20 protein-coding genes are annotated in these 19,934 nt (G+C 59.8%); 15 read left to right on the forward strand and 5 right to left on the reverse strand.

What is annotated here, in order from left to right; translation table 11 throughout:
• Positions 1-2: 2 nt before the first annotated feature.
• From PCS43_RS31645 to PCS43_RS31680, 8 genes are all read left to right on the forward strand, one after another.
• Positions 3-356 (forward strand): hypothetical protein, encoded by a 354-nt coding sequence (locus tag PCS43_RS31645; protein ID WP_064075230.1) that lies wholly within the window; start codon positions 3-5, stop codon positions 354-356.
• Positions 356-922 carry a hypothetical protein gene (locus tag PCS43_RS31650; protein WP_082893277.1) on the forward strand — a complete coding sequence of 189 codons (567 nt, stop codon included), beginning with the start codon at positions 356-358 and terminating at the stop codon, positions 920-922. The genes PCS43_RS31645 and PCS43_RS31650 overlap by 1 nt, the downstream gene beginning before the upstream one ends.
• A 122-nt stretch (positions 923-1,044) precedes the next feature.
• The gene (locus PCS43_RS31655) at positions 1,045-2,409 is read left to right on the forward strand and encodes a hypothetical protein (protein WP_064075231.1); all 1,365 of its coding nucleotides are present in this window, start codon (positions 1,045-1,047) and stop codon (positions 2,407-2,409) included.
• Positions 2,410-2,487: 78 nt separating this feature from the next.
• Positions 2,488-3,720 carry a hypothetical protein gene (locus tag PCS43_RS31660; protein ID WP_064075232.1) on the forward strand — a complete coding sequence of 411 codons (1,233 nt, stop codon included), beginning with the start codon at positions 2,488-2,490 and terminating at the stop codon, positions 3,718-3,720.
• 106 nt (positions 3,721-3,826) lie between these two features.
• A complete protein-coding gene (locus tag PCS43_RS31665; protein ID WP_064075233.1) occupies positions 3,827-4,489 on the forward strand; it encodes a hypothetical protein in 663 nt (220 codons plus the stop codon).
• A 38-nt stretch (positions 4,490-4,527) separates the two neighbouring features.
• Positions 4,528-5,325, forward strand: a complete 798-nt coding sequence (locus PCS43_RS31670; RefSeq protein ID WP_064075248.1) for an N-formylglutamate amidohydrolase — start codon at positions 4,528-4,530, stop codon at positions 5,323-5,325.
• Positions 5,326-6,450 carry a hypothetical protein gene (locus PCS43_RS31675; protein WP_231915238.1) on the forward strand — a complete coding sequence of 375 codons (1,125 nt, stop codon included), beginning with the start codon at positions 5,326-5,328 and terminating at the stop codon, positions 6,448-6,450.
• A gap of 132 nt (positions 6,451-6,582) precedes the next feature.
• Positions 6,583-7,086: a hypothetical protein gene (locus PCS43_RS31680; RefSeq protein WP_152688101.1), complete on the forward strand. Its 504-nt coding sequence runs from the start codon at positions 6,583-6,585 to the stop codon at positions 7,084-7,086.
• Between the two features lie 311 nt (positions 7,087-7,397).
• Here the strand turns inward: PCS43_RS31680 and PCS43_RS31685 are convergent, their stop codons facing one another.
• On the reverse strand, positions 7,398-7,541 hold the full coding sequence (locus PCS43_RS31685; RefSeq protein ID WP_156525077.1) for a hypothetical protein: 144 nt from the start codon (positions 7,539-7,541) through the stop codon (positions 7,398-7,400).
• A 558-nt stretch (positions 7,542-8,099) separates the two neighbouring features.
• Between PCS43_RS31685 and PCS43_RS31690 the strand changes: the two genes are divergently transcribed.
• The 3 genes from PCS43_RS31690 to PCS43_RS31700 all read left to right on the forward strand — a co-directional run bounded on the left by PCS43_RS31690 (position 8,100) and on the right by PCS43_RS31700 (position 9,531).
• On the forward strand, positions 8,100-8,246 hold the full coding sequence (locus PCS43_RS31690) for a hypothetical protein (protein WP_156525078.1): 147 nt from the start codon (positions 8,100-8,102) through the stop codon (positions 8,244-8,246).
• Positions 8,247-8,312: 66 nt separating this feature from the next.
• Positions 8,313-9,074: a hypothetical protein gene (locus PCS43_RS31695; RefSeq protein ID WP_231915239.1), complete on the forward strand. Its 762-nt coding sequence runs from the start codon at positions 8,313-8,315 to the stop codon at positions 9,072-9,074.
• 97 nt (positions 9,075-9,171) lie between these two features.
• Complete coding sequence (locus PCS43_RS31700; RefSeq protein ID WP_064075235.1) at positions 9,172-9,531, forward strand: histone-like nucleoid-structuring protein Lsr2; 360 nt, start codon at positions 9,172-9,174, stop codon at positions 9,529-9,531.
• Between the two features lie 88 nt (positions 9,532-9,619).
• Here PCS43_RS31700 and PCS43_RS31705 read toward each other — a convergent pair whose 3' ends face one another.
• The gene (locus tag PCS43_RS31705; protein ID WP_054801566.1) at positions 9,620-9,868 is read right to left on the reverse strand and encodes a hypothetical protein; all 249 of its coding nucleotides are present in this window, start codon (positions 9,866-9,868) and stop codon (positions 9,620-9,622) included.
• A gap of 269 nt (positions 9,869-10,137) precedes the next feature.
• Here PCS43_RS31705 and PCS43_RS31710 point away from each other — a divergent pair, with 269 nt between their 5' ends.
• On the forward strand, positions 10,138-10,692 hold the full coding sequence (locus tag PCS43_RS31710) for a hypothetical protein (RefSeq protein WP_152688099.1): 555 nt from the start codon (positions 10,138-10,140) through the stop codon (positions 10,690-10,692).
• 1,139 nt (positions 10,693-11,831) lie between these two features.
• Here PCS43_RS31710 and PCS43_RS31715 read toward each other — a convergent pair.
• The 3 genes from PCS43_RS31715 to PCS43_RS31725 all read right to left on the reverse strand — a co-directional run bounded on the left by PCS43_RS31715 (position 11,832) and on the right by PCS43_RS31725 (position 16,878).
• Positions 11,832-13,715 carry an AAA family ATPase gene (locus PCS43_RS31715; protein WP_064075249.1) on the reverse strand — a complete coding sequence of 628 codons (1,884 nt, stop codon included), beginning with the start codon at positions 13,713-13,715 and terminating at the stop codon, positions 11,832-11,834.
• Positions 13,716-14,620: 905 nt separating this feature from the next.
• Positions 14,621-15,178 (reverse strand): hypothetical protein, encoded by a 558-nt coding sequence (locus PCS43_RS31720; RefSeq protein ID WP_064075236.1) that lies wholly within the window; start codon positions 15,176-15,178, stop codon positions 14,621-14,623.
• A gap of 95 nt (positions 15,179-15,273) precedes the next feature.
• Entirely contained in the window at positions 15,274-16,878 is a 1,605-nt protein-coding gene (locus PCS43_RS31725) for an exonuclease domain-containing protein (RefSeq protein WP_064233881.1), read from the reverse strand.
• 420 nt (positions 16,879-17,298) lie between these two features.
• Here PCS43_RS31725 and PCS43_RS33575 point away from each other — a divergent pair, with 420 nt between their 5' ends.
• The 3 genes from PCS43_RS33575 to PCS43_RS31735 all read left to right on the forward strand — a co-directional run bounded on the left by PCS43_RS33575 (position 17,299) and on the right by PCS43_RS31735 (position 19,923).
• Complete coding sequence (locus tag PCS43_RS33575; protein ID WP_082893280.1) at positions 17,299-17,727, forward strand: AAA family ATPase; 429 nt, start codon at positions 17,299-17,301, stop codon at positions 17,725-17,727.
• Between the two features lie 107 nt (positions 17,728-17,834).
• Complete coding sequence (locus PCS43_RS31730; RefSeq protein ID WP_054801557.1) at positions 17,835-18,422, forward strand: hypothetical protein; 588 nt, start codon at positions 17,835-17,837, stop codon at positions 18,420-18,422.
• On the forward strand, positions 18,388-19,923 hold the full coding sequence (locus tag PCS43_RS31735; RefSeq protein WP_064075238.1) for a restriction endonuclease: 1,536 nt from the start codon (positions 18,388-18,390) through the stop codon (positions 19,921-19,923). Before PCS43_RS31730 ends, PCS43_RS31735 begins: the two co-directional genes overlap by 35 nt.
• The last annotated feature ends 11 nt before the right edge of the window (positions 19,924-19,934 follow it).

Genomic DNA, 19,934 nt, shown 5'->3' on the forward strand with positions numbered 1-19,934 from the left:
ACATGGCCAGCCGCCGAATCTCCCAGTCCATCAGCCCCACATCCACCGATGTCGAGGCACTCCGTGGACCGTTCGTGGCCAAAGGGGCCAACGATCCCGTCATCCTCGAACTGCGTACCGCCCTGAAAGAGGGAACGCCGGAGTGGCTGCCCAAGCTCGACGAGAAGGTAGAACTTACGGTCGAGCGCCTGGCCCAGATCAAGGAATCGGCAGGTTTTCGGCGCGCGATCATCGAAGCGTTACCCGCAGGAGCAGCCCGCGACAACGCCCTCACGCAGCTGGTTCGGACCGAGGAAACAATCGACGAAATGTTGAGCGAACTGGGCGCCGTCGGCGCGTTCGGAGCGGGTTCCTGATGAACACCAGCCTCACGCCGCACACGGAGATCACCGGAGCGTCATGGCCTCGTCAACGCCGCAGCATCCCCGCGGCCGGCGTCGTGCTGATCGGTGCAACACTGATGCTCAGCGGATGTGGCGGCGACGGAGGTCGAGACGCGAAAAGCGTTTCCGCCACCAACACCGGGCAGATCGTCAGCCAGTCCAGGAACGACTACGACAGCATCATCATCGGCTGGGGCGAGAAGCACTCGCCCGCCGAAATCACCACGCCCTCGCCCGACGACGTCACCGCACGGTGCTTCGGGAACGGCGATGACCTCTCCGCCGTGATCACCGCTCCCTACGGATGGAAGATTTCCGTCTCCCACCCCTCCGAAGTCCTGAGCGTTGAGAACACCGAACAAGACCTCACCGCGGAGCTGGACACCTCGAACCAGTACTACCCGGATCTGCGGGAAATCGACTGGTCCACCCCTGACCATGTCGACATCGCCGCCGCACCCCGAGTGCCCGACGACTGGTATTCGCCCTACGGCGCGAACCAGCAGATGTACGTCTCCCTCCACGTCGACTGCACCTGACCGAACTCACGTCCAAACCCCCTGTATCGCATCCGAAACGAAAGGACCATCATGAGGACCGACCAGATCGTCGCCACAACGGACAACGACCGGTCCGCCGCCGCATCAACTGGGGTGAACACGTGACGGCGGGGCTGTCTGTTGAGGTCACCTCGGAGACGACCGCACGCGTGAGCGGTGGATCAGGAACTGCGGACATAGAACTGGCAGCCGAGGACGAAAATGCACTCTTTCACGCGATCGAAGAATTCGCCAAGACGGAAGCTGCCGATTCCGGCGAGTCCGTCGAGGTATCGGTGAGCGGGTTCGGCGCCACCACACGGTTGACCGTCACCCCCGAAGGGCACGTCGCGGTCTCCGGGCCACCACCCGCCCCGGTAGCCGTACCCGTACCCGCGCCCACAGTCGACGAACCGGTGAGCGTGCGCGCCGCCGCCGTGAACCCGCAACGCCCGCCAGTCCCGACGCAGGATCAGCGCCGCGAGCCCCCACACCTCCACCACGCCGACACCGGGCAGCGCCCGACGACATCGGTACTGGCAGCCCCACAGATCAACTCAGGGTCAAACGAGCCCGCCCGCATAGGAATCCGCGGCCGACTCAATGCCGTCCTCAACTTACAAATGGCGCCGAAAGCTGGGTCCGCCGAATTGCGTCACCGCGCCGCCGTCGCCGCGATCACCGGCCCGATCCCGGACTTCTCGGTAATAACTCTCGCCAATCCCAAGGGCGGCGTCGGTAAAACCCCGCTTGCTGCGGGACTAGCGGCCGTCATCGCAGAGCACCGAGGAGCGGGAACGCTCGTCTGCGCCGATCTCGCCGAGATCGGTGGCAGCCTCGCCGACCGCGTCGCCGTGCCGCCCCACCAAGAACAGGACGTCTCCGCACTTCTCACCGCCGCCGCAACCGCAGGGGGCAGTATCCGTCCATCGACACTCTCGCGGTACCTCGTCCGCCAGCCCAGCGGAGAGGACATCATCGCCGGAACCCAGACAAACACCGCCGCCGCACTGGGATACGACGACGGCACGAGCCTGGCGAATGTTCTGGCCCAGCACCGCGAGATCCTCATCGCCGACACCGGCAACAGCAGCCTCGCCGGAAGTTGGCAATGGGCCGCCGCGGCCGCGAACGTACTTGTTGTTCCTGTTCCGCTACGCCGCGACGCTGCCGCAGCAGCGCACCGCATGCTCCTCGACATCATCGCCACTGCTGGCCCGCACGTACTCGCCTACACCGTCGTCGTCATCACGGACGGGCCTGGGGATGCGCCGATGGTCGAAACCGAAGCTGTCGACGCGTTCATCGAACTCGGTGTGCGCGCGGTTCTGCGGATGCCGTTCGAGCCGCTGTTCGCCTCCGGCGAGCGGATCGCCGCGAACCAGCTGCGCCGCAACACCACTGACGCTTTGACCGTTCTCGCGGCCACGGTCATCGGCCTGATCGCGGCCACGGTCATCGGCCTGATCGCGGGCGCGCCGGACTGAACAACTCCGCGCAGCGAAGCTCTGTTTCGCGCACTACGTTCACACAACTCGAATCCCGCTCTCACGAAAGGCTTCACCATGAATGTCGACATCACCGCAGGCAACCGAGCAACGCGCCGCGCACAGCAGGGAGGCCGCCGTCGCGGACAGACAGCAGGCCGTCACGCCGCCGTCGCCGTGCTTGCAGCGGCGGCAGTGGCCGCAGGTATTGCCCTCGCACCGCCAGCGATCGCAGCCCCCGGCCAAGCAGGGATCACCGACGGCGGGGGACAGGCCGGCATCAGTGCCGGTGGCGGCGGCCAGTCCGGTGTGACCACCGAACCCGCCCCACCCCCTGCTGCGAGTGCGCCGGTTCAAACCGAGCCGATTTACTGGGTCGCCCCGCCCCCGCAGTACCAGAACATCACCTATCAGCCGCTACAAAACTGGGACTACGACGCCAATACCTACACAGCACCGAACAACACCGATGACGCCACATCGATCGACTACAGCCAGCTCCACCTCCCCGGCCCGGTCGAGATTATTGCGCCGATCATCGCTCCGCGTGACACCCTCCGCTTCGGTACATTCCACATGGCGCAGCCGAACTGGGTTTCCGACGCCGACCTCGAGCGGACCAACAACACCACTGCCGTTGTCGAGTCGATGGTTGCGACGGGTTGGCATTCACTCGGTGTTCCCGTGGACAAGGCAAGCCGTGAGTCCGCGGCGCAGGTCGCCGGCGCCGCCGGTGGCGCATTGACCGGCGGATTAGCGCTTGCAGCGCCGTTCGCGATGGGTGGCGCGTTGATCGGCGGCACCATCGGCGGCAATATCGGAATGGGCCTGGGTAACGTCTTCGTCCCCGGCATCGGCTGGGTGGCAGGAGGATTGGCCGGCACCGGCGCAGGCGCGGGTATCGGCGCACTGGCATTAGGCGCTCCAGCGTTCATCGCGGGTGCGCTCGGCGGGGGAGCAGCTGGCTTTGTCGCCGCAACGGCCTACGGGGCCGGCGAACTCGGAGAACCCGTCGACATCGAGATCCCCGACGTCGACCGGCCCGCAGTGACCACCCAGACCCAGCAGATCCTCACCGAGTGGGAGAACTCCGGACCTGTCGGCGGCGCCGTCGCCGCCACTGTTCGAGACACCGTTGCCGCCGCTCCTGCGATCGATGCGCAGGTCCGAGGTTTCGTCGCCGCACAACCCGGAGGTGAGCAGATCATCGAGCAAGTCGATTCCGCACTGACGGACTTCTTCACCACTGCCACTCCTGGCCTGGCTTCCTCGCTGATCAGCGACGCAGTCGGAGCAGGCATTCCGGCGTAAGCCCGTTCGATCAGAGACATTCGGGGCGGGTGGCAACTTGCCGCCCGCCCCGAACCTTTCCTCCACTACCGCAGAACCAGGCTCGACCACTGAAAGGGCAACAGCGATGAAGAACACGAGCCGGCACCCCGCAGTGATCGACCTACTCGCCAGCGAGCCCTTGCCCACACGCACCGGCACGCCCTCAGGTGTCACCTCGCCCCAACCGGACAAAGTGTCGAAACCGCCGCGCCAGAAGCGTTCTCGATCACCTCACCTGCGCTACGTAGCTGCCCTGATCGTGGTGGGCGCGCTGCTCGGGTGGTTCCTCCTGCGCATCCTCTCCGGCCAGGGCGACACCGTGCCGGCGCACCTCGTAGAGGGGTCAGGCGCATCGAATCAACCCGTGGACACCGCTCCGCAGACACTCGTGGCCGAACCCACCTCCGAGGCAGATCCCGGCGCCTGCCGCACGGACCGCGGTGACCAGAAGAGTGGCCCCGGAGTCATCGCAGCATTCGAGTACGCCTACTACATCACCCGCTCCGGAGCAGCGGTCCGCGCACTCACCACCCCCGACACCTCACTGCCGCCGGCAGAGAAAATCCAAGCCGGAATCGACACAGTCCCAACAGGAACAACCCACTGCGTACGGATCACCCCAATCACGACCGATGTCTACTCCGTCGCACTTGCAGAGATGCGCCCCGGAGCCGAGCCTGCACAGTTCCCACAGACCATCACCACCAAAAACATCGACGGCCGGTGGTTCGTCGACGTCATCAGCTAGAAACCCACACCACTTCCGCACACGGACAAGGAGATTTCGTGAACCCCAGAACACTGATAGCAGGCGATTCATCCTCGCCCGTCATCTTGCATGTCCCGCACGCCTCCCGCACAATTCCCGGCGAGGTCCGCTCGTCACTGACCGTGACCGATGCTCAACTCACCGCAGAGCTGGACGAGATCACCGATGCCTACACTGACGTCATCGCGCAGCACGCCGCCCGATCCACCGGTGTCCCACCGTGGATCTTGCGCAACGACCTCTCCCGTTTGGTGATCGATCCTGAACGATTCCCCGACGACCGCGAAGAACTCAATGCCGTCGGGCGCGGTGCGGTCTACACCCGAACCTGCAACGGAGCCGTCCTCCGCAACGAGGATGATGACGCACGAACTGCGCTGCTCGATACCTACTTTCACCCGTACGCTGCCGCGATGTCCGATCTCGTCACCGATCGGATCGCTGCCACAGGCCGTGCCGTGATCATCGATGTCCACTCTTACCCGACCCTGCCGTCGGCGTACGAGCTGCACACCGACGGGCCCCGCCCAACGCTGTGCATCGGCACCGACCCACACCACACCCCACAATGGCTCACCGACGCTGCCCACGCCGCGTTCTACCCCCTGACCGACATCGGCAGAAACACCCCATTCGGTGGTACGTACGTACCACTCGACCACTACCGCACAGATCCCCTCGTGTACTCGGTGATGATCGAACTACGCCGCGACCAATACCTCACCGAGAACGGCGAACTCGTCGACATCGCCGCCGAAAAACTCGGAGCCATGCTCGGTCGCCTCGTCGATGCGGCGGATCGGGGGAGGCGGTAGATGTGCCAGAAATACCCCGGCCCCCGCTGCACCCCACACGTGCGAGCACGCCTCGACAGCGCCCACCGGCGACTCGATTCCGCCCAGGCATCGTTCGACGCGAACCCGGCGATCACCCGCAACCGACAACGATTGGACGCCGCGAAAGCGAACCTCGACGCCAGATCCGCCGAATACGACGCCACCCCCGGCGGACAAACCGAGTTGCGCAACCAACTCGGCACAGAGGACGATCCAGGTAAGCGAGAAAAGCTGCAGCGTCGCCTCCAAGTGAGCAAAGCGCTACGCGAGCAGCAGATTAGAGCAGCATCAGGTTTCATCCACGACGACCCGAAGGACAACAACGATGGCGACGAACGAGATATCGACTCTGACGCAGGAAGAGCGCGAAGCGTTCTGGCGTCGGTGGGGATGGAGTCCGGAGTTGCCGAAAGTCGAGCGCTTGGCGATCGAGAAGGAGTGGCACGACACGGCAATCGAACTGGCGAAGTTCCACGGCTTCTGATCGACGACCGGCACATCACGCCGGTCGCAGTGCATCGACTGCAGGACAAACGCGCCCGGCATCTTCGCAGTCTGGGGGAAAGCACACCGGAGCTGTACGAGCTGCACCCGCGGGATGCTGAGACATACCGACGCCAAATGGAAACACTGCGTGATGGCAACAGGTTCGCAGCTTCCGTCTATGTCTACAGCGACTATGAGTACGCAGGTATGCGGCTACTCGTGACCGACGACGGCAGATCCGGTATAGCGCTCAAAGACGACGAAATCGTCTCCCTCTACGCCCACCGAGACAGCAACCATCCCGGCGCCGCGAACTCGATGCTCGAAACAGCCGTCGCCGCAGGCGGGCGGCGGCTGGACTGCTTCGACACCGTTCTACCTGCCATCTACGCGAAGTCGGGATTCGTCCCCGTCGCACGATTGAAATGGAACGACGACTACGCCCCCGACGGCTGGGACTACAACACATACGCGGCGTTCAATGGTGGTCGCCCTGACGTGGTCTTCATGGCCCATGACCCGGCATCGGCGGGTTCGCGCTACCAGCGCGGATCCGGTCGCTACGTCAACTCGTACGATGACGGAATCGACGCGGTCCGCGCCCGGCTCGGACTATGAGAGATGGGCCGGCAAAGCGCGCGAGTCCGCCCATTGGTCCTGCGAATTGCGATAACGATCTGAAGTGAAAAGTTTGTCTAGTCGACCAGGGTCGAGTACTCAAAAATTGCCGGACCGCTAAGATTGGATGCAATGACCAGCGATGCCGAACAACAAGCAACAGCAGCCGGAAAGTCGCCGACCACAGGGACTTACGTGCACAGTTGCAGTGCCGGCAAACAGTCCACGGAGTTTACGAATAATCTTCCAAAACTGATGGGGGAGACCTACCAGCATTACGGCGCGCGTGGATCTGAACCAGCTCGAGAAGCACGAATTCGAGTCGAAGCCTTCATTGCCAACCACCAAACCTGCGGTGACCTCGTCTTCGAAAAACGCGTCGCCACAGCTCTGATCACTGAAGACTTCCTCGTAGCGCTCCACACGGAAGTTACGGCTCTCTGGGAAACACTCGAATCACACACCGATTCCATCACCGCGACGCCGTCCTGCGTCATCGGCGAGGACAGAAGGTACGTTTTCGCCGTCACACCCATTCGGAGCCGAGGCTTCTTTCGCCGAAACCGCCACCAGGCCAACACTATCAAGTTAGTCGGCGCTAGCGGATTTACACTCATCGCTGCAGGAAGCGCTTGAGGAATGGCGTTATCCCTGTCCGCTGTCCTCGGGTTGATTCCAACCCGCCCTGTGAACGAGGGCGCTAGATAAACCGCCCGGGAACTGTTGAAGGTGCGGCGCCAACCGCATAGCGGTGTTTACATGTATGGTCGAAGTGTAAGCCTTGATGCCGCTGTCGGCGTCTTCCCGGTCTCGTCGGTCCCCTATCTTGTGTGGCCGTCGAGACCGGCCCGGCTTAAACGACAAGCGCAACGTTGCGTCTTCCCTGCTGGTTCCCGGTGAGAGGGCGATGTCTTGCGCCCGGCAGCTGGCCTGCAAGAATTGCGGCTTCAGAACGCGTCCATCACGGCGACACCCCGGTCCATTGCCTGCAATTGCGGGGGTATGTGGTTCTCGGTCGTCAGCGGAAAGCTCACCGGCGCAAGCGTGTGAATGCGGAACGCCGGTGAGCGGAGCGCACCGAAACTGATCACGGTGCACCTTCTCCTTCTGCCACCCTCCGGCCGTAGCGGTCGGTTGGTGGGTCAGCGCGGCAGCCTCACGCCCGCGAAAATGCCGCCCGCACCTTGTATGCCCAAACAGTGAAAACCTGAATCCCAACAGGCGAATGTCGCTGACGAAACCGTTGGGGAATAACTGCTGGGATCTGTCGCCGCGACGCTGTGAACTCTCGGGGCTTTTCACATCTTCGATCAGCCTTGCGGCGAGTGCATGCACGGCTGCGCGCATCCGTGCTTGCGTAGATGCGAGCATGCACGGATGCGTGTGTGGAAGGTGGTAGTCCGCGTGATCGGATCGAAGCCCAAGTCATCGATGCATTCGACGCCGCATCTTGAAAAGCATTGAACAGCATCTTTTTTCACTGACGCCCGACAAATAGCACGTCAAGTCCGGTGGCTCTTGTGGGTGAGAGAAAGGGAAGTTGAGGCGAGTTCGAGGCCACCCTCGGCGGTGAAGACCAGGCGGCCGTCGTCGAGGGCGATCACCTACTGCTGCACCGGCGCCCGGTCCGCCGTAGTTCGGAATTGTCGATGACGGACTCGGCGAAGTCCTCGACCACAACACGGTCCAGTGGTTGGGGATTGCTGGACCTCGATCCGGCGCCGCCGCCGTCGGGAACCGGTTGCACGTATGCGGGCGGGGCGATCGTCATCGATCTGCACTCGTGTGGGCAATGACAACGAGAGAAACGAGAGGAGGGAACACGGTGGACGAACCGATGACGCAGGAACGCCGCGAGAAGTTTGGAGGCAGTACGGCTGGAGTCCGGAACTGCCGGAGGCCAAGCGCAAGGCGATCGAAGCGCGCTTTCCGGACTGGGGGATCGAGGAAGCCGAAGCCTTCGGCTTCTGATAGGCGACCGCCAGATCCAACCGGTCACCGACCACACCCTCTCCGCTGAGGAACGCGCACGTTTCGCTGCGCGCGGATTGTCCGCTCCCACGCTCTACGAACTGGACCCCGCCGACGCGAGTGTCTACCGCGAGCAGATGCTCGAGCTCACTCGAAAAAATCCCTATGCGGCGTCGGTCCACGTCTACGAGGAAACCGAGTACCGGCAGGTGCGATTGTTGGTCACCGACGATGGAAAGGCCGGCGTCGCACTCAAAGACGACGAAATCGTCTCGGCCTTCGGGCACAAGGACTGCGCGCACCCGAAGGCGGTGCAGTCGATGATCCGGCAGGCCACCCGGCTGGGAGGTCATCGTCTGGACTGCTTCGATACCGTCCTGCCGACGCTGTATGCCGATGCCGGGTTCGTCCCGGTTGCGCGCCTGGCGTGGAACGATGATTACGCACCCGACGGTTGGGACTATCAACAGTTCGGCCGATTCAACGGCGGTCGGCCCGACGTGGTGTTCATGGCGTATGTCCCCGATCGCGTCGGAGGCATGTACACGCCCGGGGACGGGGGAGTACGTCGACGACTACGACATCGGTATCGCCCGCGCCCAGGCGTACCAACCCGGCACGTCGAAAACATGAGGGGCGCAAGCACTAAGTAACGACATGCCCGGGGACAACAGGAGTGTCCTGGATTATCAGATACTGCAGATAACATGAACGCCATATTCATTCAGCAATACAACGAAGAGGATTCCTGTGGCCGAAATCATTATTCGCCAACTCATCGACGATCTCGACGGAAAACCCATCGACACCGGATTGGGACACGAAGTCACCTTCTCCTACCAGGGAGCTGATTACCGGATCGATCTACGCCCGGCCAATGCCGACAAGATCGAAGCGGTGTTCGCTCCGTACATCAAGGTCGCTGAGAAGATCTCCTCTACCGGCAAGCCCCGTACGAAAACGCCGACCGCGGCCAAGGCGTCGGGTTCCGGTCGATCCGCCGAGCAACTCAAAGCAATCCGCGACTGGGCCGGCAACAACGGCTTCGAGGTCTCTCCGCGCGGGCGGATCAAAGCCGAGGTCATCGATGCGTTCGACGCCGCACACTGAAAGCTAGTGAACAGCATCTTCTCGCACTGACGCCTACTAGTCGCGCCCCTAATATCCCGTGATCTCCTTTGATGAGATACGGAAGGATTCAGGCGGGCTCGAGACCACCCTCGGCGGCGAAAACCAGACGGCCGTCGTCGAGGGCGATCGCCCACCGCAGCACCGGCGCCCAGTCCCGACCCAGATCAGAGGTGTCGATCACGGTATCGGCGTAGTCGTCGACCACGACCCCGACCTGCGGTTCGGTTACGCCGGTCCGTGATCCGGGTGTCGGGATTACGGTGACCCGAGAACCGACCGCAATCGGGCGGGTGCGTTGAGCGTCAGAATCGGTCATGGAGCTGATTGTGACAGAGCCCGATAACTGCGATGGAATTTAGCTAACCCGCCCTGAGTGTTGCGAACTTGCGCCCGTGCCGACGGCGACTTTGTGCGGCAGGGAAGAATAAACGCATCGAGGTCCTTCCTGCACGGCGCAACTGGCAGCGGACCGCAATTGGCAGCGGACCAGCGACTGTACGGTATTGTGCAGTCTGATTGCAGTTGAATTTGCAATCAGAATCGACCAACGCTCAATTTGGTGAGCACCATTCACTAAGGACGACCGTGATCAAGTTCAGCCATCTAGTAGCTCTCGCTTGTGCCGGTATGTTGCTGACTGCGTGCTCGGCCGAAAGTTCCAATGCGATACCAGAGGCCTCGAGTAGTACGAAAAATACGAGCACTTCAACTCCCGCGAAAGTGTCGACCGAATCGCAAGTTGACCGGCTCGTATGCATCGGTGACGAAGGCCTGGAACGCTGGGGGCTGGGTATCTATGCGACGTACAAAGACCTTCTCCAGGGGAGAGATTCCTCGATGACCGCAGTTACCCTCGCTCGACAATTAACTGATCTAACAATGATAGCGTCGAACGGCGAAAATGAAGACGGATCGAAAATCATCAACGAAGCCAGTTCAGAAATCCGTCTAGCAATTACAAAGATGATTCAAGACGCGGATCGTAAGGCGCAGCATTTTGCTGACGCCGCTGACAAAAGATTTGCTCCCGATAATGATGTGACTGATGCAATGACCTCCTACACTCAAGCGCTCGCCGCGTGCACGACCGCTGGATATCAACCGTCATGGTTCAATATCGAGGAATTAACCGGAAATTAGCTTCAATCTTTCAGGTTCGCTTTTCGCGTACCTCGAGTCTTCATCGGTTCTTACCGAAGGAGTGCGACAGTGACGCGGCTGAGCCAGAATTTGCTCTGCGCCAGCCGAATTCGTCGAATGTGATACGTTCGCCGTACGTCAATGTCGCCATCACCATCGTGTTCCTGCCGCCGCAAGCATCGCGATGCGCTGGGCATGGGTGTGGGTGTGGTCATGCTGCGGCCAAACTTGTCGGCAAAATCCGACCCACACAAGTGGATGCATCGCAACGGCTAGAACGCCGGGCGAATGTCGCGATCGTCTGCGACGAGCCCACACTGATGCCCATTGCTGCGGCGATCAGGCGTATATCGTTGCCTGGCCAACGTGATTGGAGTTTTTCAGTTCTTTCCCCATGAGATATGGGTCCAGGTCGGGATGCGCGGTGGGGCACGGCGATGATCCAAGCGGTTGCTGGTGTGTGCTGTGCAGGTCGCACGCGAGTTTCCAGGCTAGGTCCGCGGTCACGCCAAGTGTGTTCGGCCCGAAGCCTGATGGGGGGCTTCAGGCCGACACAGTGAATTGTGGAAACACCGGGTCAGGTAGCGACGCGATCAAAGGGACCGACCGACGTGTTCAGGCCGGTGCCACCGAACGGGGGGTCGGCATTGGCAGTGGCACCTAAGTTGTCGGTACTGGCCCCGAATCAGATCCCGCAGGGCATCTATCAGGCAACGGCGACACCCGCTCAACTGATCAAGGGCGGCTATTGGGTTGGTGGAAAACTTTTCGCACCCCCCGAAGTCCGAGATCTCGGCCGCGAAGTTCGACCGTGCGTTACGCCTGCGGGATGGCTAGTCACAGCGCCTGCGGGCGCAACTGCGCTTCCGTTCCAACAGTGACCGTGCTCGCAGGTATCTATCTGGGTTTGATACTCGCAGCATTCCGACGGGTCGCACCAGCAGTGCCGTACTTTTCAGCAGAACGTGGGCGTAACCGCCCTGTGTGGCTCCGTGGTCGTCCTTGACGGTGTGAAGACGGATGATCGTCCAGTCGCTTGAGATGGTTGCCTCATCCGAGTTTACATAAACGACTTATGTTTCGGGCATGAACTGTTTCAGCATGTCAATCGAGTCCTAGTGAGGTATTTTTCGTTTACGCTAGATGAGTGAGCGTGCTGCTGTAATCACATTGAGAATGATTCCGGTAGGGTCGTGGGAACAGCTCTGGGCTGCAATCGAATATGTGAGCGAGTTCTTCCCGTCCACGCCTTGGCCGTTGTCGACGATTTTCTGGCGTTCGATCTCGAATTCCGGCCACTCGTTTGTGAGAACACTTTCGAGTGTGTCCGGGATTGCTACGACATGTGGTGCTAGGAGGCCAATAGGGTGGTCTTCCTCAACTAATCCGAGATATCGGAGTAAATTTCGATTTCCCTTTTTATTTTTCTCTGTCGTTGCCCTAATGTCTGACGGTTTCTTCTTTCCCGACCGCATGCGCTCATCGGATCCTGAATCGTTATCGAACACGGTGAGGACCGGTATTCCAAGTGTGGAGAGTATTGCATGTGGTAGATATAAATGATCTTTGCTTTGCGCTGCTGCGATCGTAATTCCGTCTATCGATAGATGGGTGGTTCGTGCAGCTATTCCTTCGAAAATTGCCCGATCATTGTTTCCTTCGACAAGGATAGTGGCGTTCGAAAAAAATGCCTCCGCGAGTTGGCTTGTGCACACGAGTTTCCAGCGAGAATTAACTACGTCTTCTTTCACATAGCCATTCAGTTTGGATACAACTGACTCCAGTGTGGCATGGCGAATTTGCACCTGTGCATGGGCACTATCCGTATCCGTCGTCCGCTGCACGCGTCGAACTTGATCGAAATACCGCTCGTCGACGAAGTACGGACTGTGAGTGGCGTAGGTGACCTGAAGGTTGTTCTCGGGGTGAGACGCTAACTCCCGAAGGACCGTGGCGAATGCTCTTGCTTGCGTCGGATGCTGGAACAATTCCGGTTCCTCGATAGCGAGGCAAATTACGCTCTTGCTCCCGTCTTGGGTACCGTGATCTGCTAGCAATTTGAGACTTGAGATAAGGAGTGCGCGCTGGAATCCGTGCCCTTGACGCTCGACGTCGGTCTCCGTCAGATGGTCTTGAATTGAAACCTTGATCTTAGTCAACTGCGGTTTCAGCTCAGGCTCGACTGTTTGTAGATTGACGGATCGACCGCGAGTGAACGAACCAACCTCGGCGCTGAGTTTCTTCGCCAGATCTGCCAGCTGACCCGTGAGGTGTTCCGCATTGATGGCCGCTTGTTTCCCCGCGATCTCATCCGCGAGTTTCGCGAATTCGGCGTCGGCCTCTCCACGATCGATGGTCCTTTCCAGGATTCGACCGATGATGGTGCCACGTCCATCGCTGCTCTCTTCGCTCGCGCGCAAGTCTGCAGTGACTAAAACGAAATCGAAGAGTCCTGACAGCTTGTTCTGTCCGTTAAACCCAAATAGGTGCGTACCACCGGATTCGGTATCGGAAAGACGATCAGGATGGTCACGCTCCCAAACATCCATCACCGCATCAACATTGCCGGCCGACGTCCATTTCGGCAGGTTAAGATCCTCACGTTCATCACGGAGCGCGTTGTACTCTGTCTTCTTTGTAGCCGCCGAAGTCGCGGACCGAATCACTTCGAACGGAGGAAACGAGACGGCGCGACCGCTCATCTTGTCTTCGCCGGACTCCCAAGTCCGCCACGCAGTGAACGTAGATGCTGTGGCTGGAGCGTACCGGGGGCCCAACGCCTCCCGATCCTGGTCCGTCAGATCAGTGAATGTGACGCGGACGCGAATTTTCGGCGATCCGATATGGCCGGACCATACGTCGCGCTCGTCGAGTTTGCCGCCATTGAAAAACCAATCCAGCGCGCGGAGAACGGAGCTCTTGCCAGCCCCATTCGGTCCAATGAACGTTGTAATCTCCGAGAAATCAACCTCAACGTTATCGAGGCACCGAAAATTGACGATGCCAACAGATTTGATGCGCAACACATTCTCCTGGATAGTTTTGTTGAACTGCACTTCTCGCGGCGGCTGGCTATTGGGCTGTGGTGGGATGCACGAAGGTTCGATGGGGAATAGGGGATGGTTAACGGCCAACAGATTCTGACAGCGAGCTCAAGACTAGAACAGCTCGCCGGCCCATCCGCGCGGGCACCCCATTTCTGTTACGTGGTTCGTTTTATCACTGCGATTCCAGATTGACTGTGGCTGGTGACGCTCAAAGCGACAGGTTTGATCGAGGGCGTTCACTTCCACCTCCCGCGTGAGAGCAGTGGGAGCAATCAGATGTGCCCCGCCGTCCAGGAATGCGTCATAGCAGGGTATGTTTGGGGACCTTACCGAGGAGTGGCCATGGACTTCGAGTCAGCGATTCATAACCGACAGTTGATTTCTTTTGCATATGACGGGTTGCCTCGCATAGTGCAGCCAGCCACATTTGGTCATACAACCACAGGCAAGCTTTCGCTTCGCGCGTGCCAGATCGACGGCAGTAGTCGTCGGAACACTCCACCCTGCTGGGAACTGTATAGCGTGTCGAAGATAGTTAATCCGGTCTTGCATGGCACCATGTTTTCGAACTTCGCACAGCCTGGCTATACACGACTCGATTCTGCATTCACTGCAATTATCGCCGAACACTAGTTTATCGGCGATAGTGACTTCGGTCTAAACGAACCGCGTCTCCACACCTTCAAAGGTGCATGTTTGTGGTGCGGTACGGGCCGTCCGGTGGGTGGTGTTCCGTTTATGGTCGACCCGTGCGGCGAATCAGTCGCCTCGTTGACCGGCAAGCGGCTAAGTGCAACCGGACGCCGATTTTCGCAAATCTGCCGTGTGCACGGCACGTCGTGATCGATGAGGTTCTGCGAGTGCCGACAGCGCAGCAGTCGTTATCGCAGGACCAGGGGCAATGGTCGCGGATTCGGGCCGACGGGTTCGATGAGGAAAGGCCGTGCCAGTCGCTGTTTCTCGAGTTGCGTCCACGCTTGGGCGAGTACGTTCAATCCTCGGGCCAGCGGGAACGAGTCTCCGGTTTGCTCGATGATGTTCTCGGTGCGGGGGACAGCAGCGGCGATTTGCTTCGGATGTACGATTTCCGGCCACGTCGGCGGCACGAGAGTCTTGCGTGTCGCGGCGTGGGAGTTGAAGCGGGCCTGCAAAGCATCACGTTCAGCAATGACGGCGTCGACGGTTGCGTCGATGTCGACTTTTCCTGCGGTGGTGATGTTTTCGCGTGTGAGGATGTCGGTGTCGTTGGACAACACGACGTGCCGGCCCCGGATCAGGTTGACGATGGTGTCGGAGTCGTCAGGTTCGAGTACCCATGCTCCGGAGAGGCGGGATAGTCCGACGTCCGGCCCGACGTCGATGTGCCAGATACATATTTTCCCGGAGGCTTCGTCGATCACCGCGAGGGGAAGTAGATAAGTGTGTGGTGCGGTGGTCACAGGAACTCCTACGAGAAGGGATTAGGCAGTGGCGGTCTCACTCTAGGTGAGGGCCGTCACTGTCACTGCCATGGTGTGGGGCGCTGTCGGAAGTGTTAGTTGCGGGGTTTGCAGGTCGAGCAACCGAATGAAATATCGCCGAGGCGTTCGGCGCTGATCCGTCCGCATCGACGGCAGCGTACGTGGTGCGGGTCGTCGGGCAGCGACGGCGCCGTCAGCGGTCCGAGGTACTCGTACCCGTGTTCTTCCGCAACGGATTTGGCCTTTTCGTACGGAACGGGTTCCACCTTGGCCCACGCGCCGTGCATTTCTCTGGACTGCGCCGCCCACCCTCGCCAGAAGCAGGCACGGCACGTCGGTTCGTCGTATTTGTTCTTGTCGAGGGTGTATTCGAACCGGTAGTGCGCTTGGATGGTGCAGGTCAGGCATTCGGTCAGTTGCCAGTCGTCGGGGTGAGTGAACGATTCCAACGGCGAAATTCCGCCGCGGCGTTGTTGCTCGATGATGTGCTGCTCGCACCAGGTCGGTTTCGTTCGGGTTTTGAATGCCGCGGTGGTGGTGCAGTTGTCGATGGAGCATCTCTGGGTGGTCGGAATTGGTGTTCGGCGAAGCTGCCTGGGCGGTTTCGGGGGCTTTGGTTGTTTCGGCGGTTGGGGTTTCGGGCGTAGAGCCATCGGGACCATGCGGAGGCGACTGGGAATGGGTGCAGGTGCAACGGCATCGTCGATGCCCTCGTTCGAGAGCAAAATTTCGGGTTCGTCGAGGGGCTTCCCGCCCAGGCAGCGAAGAAAATCATCTTCCGTCATCACTTCGATGTCTTGGCCCTTTTCCTGGAGTTCGAACGCTTTCCGGGCTTTGCCGGTGATATTCGAGCCAGGCTGAAGGACCGCAGGGTTGATGTCGCCGACGACAAGTACGTTGGTCCGCTTGGTTGTCGATTCGTTGGTGATGGCGCCGACGCGTGCGCATTCTTCCCACGCGATCTGCCGTGTCATCGACATCAGCGCTCCGGTGAACACCACCACTCGGCCGTAGAGATAGCCGTCGGGATCGGCGTTCGGGTTGAGGTCGGGCTGAACGAGAGGGGAAGAACCGCCTGTGCTGGGGGAGGCCGCGACGCTGCCTTTGTATATGCCGCTGGCTATTCGGCCGATGCTGACACCGACCGTGGCGGCGAGCGCGTCGAGGTCCGATACGTCTTGGGCGGTTGCGAGTCCGCGAACGACATCGACGACGGCGCGAGCGTCGGCGAGCGCGTCGTGGTGGTCGACGATGACCCCTCCGAGCGCTTCGAGGACGTACGGCAGCCGGTAGGTCGGTAGCGACAGTGCACGACGCGCAAGCACCATCGTGCACAGGAACTGGATCTCCGGCCATTCGATGTTGTCGACGGCGCAGGCGTAGCGGATGACGCCGATATCGAATCCGGCGTTGTGCGCGACTACGACGTCGCCCGCGATGAAATCGACGATGGCCGGTAGTACGTCTTTCCATCGGGGTGCGGTGGCCACCATTTCTGGGGTGATGCCGTGCAGTGCGATGTTGAAGTGGTCGAAATGGTCGACCTGTTCCGGCGGTCGTATCAACCAGTGGCATTCCTCGACAGGAATTCCGTCGCGGACACGGACCAGACCGACCGAGCATGGTGAGCCGCGGTACGAATTCGCTGTCTCGAAGTCAATGGCCGTGTAGTCAAGCATCATTCGACCTGCTCTGTTTCTGTTCGGGCCGCTAACTCCCAGAGGGAATTCGGCGAGCATCTGGCTTCCTGATGTCGCTGACATATCGAAATCCGGTTGCGCGTTCAATCAGCGTAGTCGGAGATTTCGTTTATGTTGCGTTTTTGGTGGAAGCTAGTTGCTGTAAATGACCGGCCAGAACAGGTTTCGACCGTCGTAGACTTTGAAGGGTATGGAATCGCCTCGTTCCAGGTGCAACGGTGCTGCTTTCTTCGCGGGTGATGGAGAGGGACACACAATGCGTGTGCTGCCGCGATCTGGCCGGCGGAAGCTTATCGGGTATCGCCTCAAGGTTCGTGAACTGTTGCCATAGGATGACGCCAGTCAGCATGAGCAGGCGCATTATTGAGACCGCAGCAACTCAACAATCTGGAGACCACCATGCGCATCAAATGTTTCCGGGTTGAGAACTTCAGGCGTCTGAAAAACGCGCGGGTAGACCTCGAAACCGATCGTACGATCTTTGTTGGCGCAAATAATTGTGGCAAGACATCCGCGACCCACCTCTTCCAAATGTTTCTAAGGTCAGACGGGCATGCAAACCCCATCGCATTCGGTGGCAACTGCGACATCTACCGTTGCTGCCCTGTGAAGTTTCGCGCGGGGGACATCGTGTCGTTGCAAAGCGCAACGTGTGGTCCACGGATCACGGTATGCGGGGTGAGAGGATCTGAAATGCGCTCATACGATCGCTGTCGAGGACATCTGTATGTACCCTGTTTTCCTCTGACGCGTACGCAGAGTACTAAGCTGAGACTTCCGGTGCAGACAAGGGTTTCTAAGAACGGGCTGTTTGCCATGCATTTGTAGGGAGGGACAGTGCGCTTTATCGGCGATGCAAGGATCCCTCAATTCAACGCGATCTTCAATGCGGTTGTCAGTGCCCGTTAACGACCCCAAGCCACCCAGGAGATTCCGTGATTCAAGCGACGCCGGAGCTGAAACTGGCTGTCAACCAATTCGTCCAGCAGGCTATTAATTCGATCATGGGCGCATCGAATCTCCTGATAAGCACCCTAGGCGGTGGTGGCCCACTCCCGGAAGGGGTTTCACAGAAGGTCGTCGTGCAAGCAGGCGGCACCTCGGTGATCAGCCCCACAGTTCTGCTTCAGCATGAGGCAGAACTTCCATCCGATCGGTTGCGGCAAGGCAACCTGGACGCGATGCACGAGTTCATCTTTGAGACCGCGGAGTCATACGCGAACCAATTTGCAGAACCGCTCAATACGCACTTTGACGAAGCCTTGGCCGCCGTCGGAAACAGTATCCAACTAAAAAAGGATGATTTTTCCTGGGACACCATTCTCGACGCCCTGGAAAAGGTCGATTGGCTGCCAATTGACGGGACGGTACGTCAACCAGCCATGCATATCGGGTCGGATCTCAGAGCAGTACTTGAGGCCCAGGGCGAACCCACCGACGCACACCAGGAACGCCTGGAGGGAATTTTTCAACGAAAGCAGGAAGAGCATGTTTCTCGCAGACGCAGTCGCCGGCTATATTGAAACGCTCAACGAACGAGACTTCGATGCACCCTTCATCGCATTGCTGTACAGCCAGGGGTTCACGAACGTCCACCTGACACACGGGCCGTTGGAATTCGGCAAGGATTTCATCGCTCGACGAACGGAACAGGGCATCGAGACCCAATACGTCTTCCAATCGAAGGCTGGAAAAATAAGCCTCAGCGAGTGGCGAGAAGTGCGCGGACAGATTGACTCAATGCGCTACGGCAATGTAGTACATCCCGACTTCGACCCCGACCTGAGTCGCCGTTTGGTATTGGTAACCACCGGTCGGCTCACCGGTACCGCACTGGTCGAATTCCAAGAGTACAACCAGCACTGCGAGGCACGTGGACACGAAGCTGCTGAACTCTGGGATATCGATGTCTTGCTGCCCCAACTGACAGAAGTACTGATTGCCGGCGTTCCGGTCCACCAACGAGCGCGGACGGTGGAACTCTGGGGGCGCCTCGGATCAGGGGAAGGAACATGGGCTGAAATCCGCGCCTACTCACGAGACTGGTTCAAGCCAGGCCTAAGCACACGAGAGCGGTGGGAACAGACCCTGACTGGTGCGATGTTGACGAAAGCAGCTCAAAAAGCGGGCCGCGAGGACCTTGCCGCATGCCTCGCCCTCCTCCTCATTCGGCGCGAATGGGAGAACCCCCCAGAGGGCGGAACGCAGGCCAACGGAAGCCCACTCCGAGCAGCCCGCCGCCTCTTTCTCGCGACGGCCCTTGAGTTTTGGGAAACCGCTCGCGCCGAGGAATCAAATTACGAAGCGATCGATCTCATCGTCACCCACCCTGTCCGAACCGCTCGGGCGAACGAAATACTCTCGTTGCTCGGAATCTACCTTCTGAACTACAGCGAAGAATCAGAAAACCCCGATAAGGTTGTTGCAGAAATCGCACAGCACATCGATTCAGCATTCAAGAAGGATGAGGCAGCGGCACACCTGGTCTCAGACGATTACGCCATTTCTCTCCTCGCCACATGCACATTTCTCGCTGCTTGCGGACACGATGCCGCTATTCCGCCGATTCTCCGCGCCGCAGCTGTGTGGATCTTCGACCGCGCGGACGAGGGGCACGGCATCGCCCCTGTGGGAAGTTCCGCGTCAGAAGTAGTCAATCGGTTGCTGGGTACACCGTACGAGCATGTAAAAAGTGCAGGCAACGGACGATCCTCCTATGCGATCACCGTCATCGCAGATCTTTCGTTGCTGCTTGGTCACCAAGAGCTCTACGCCGACGTTTGCAACGATATCTGGGCACTCGACCTGATACCACAGTTAGTTCTTCCCACCGAGGTAGAACAGGCAGATCTTATTGCACGAGTGGAGTATTCGAGGGATGGTAGTACAGCACCCGAGCATCACTCGGCGAGCGCCAAGCATCTGCCTTCGTACTCTGATGGTGCGCTGTTCGATTGCATAGCAGGTTGGACCACACTCAGGGACCGCCACCACCCGGTGGTCATTGCCGCAGTCACCTCATAACGACCGCACGT

Origin of the sequence: Rhodococcus sp. C-2, from assembly GCF_027854095.1 — a bacterium.
Classification (GTDB): Bacteria; Actinomycetota; Actinomycetes; order Mycobacteriales; family Mycobacteriaceae; genus Rhodococcus_F; species Rhodococcus_F qingshengii.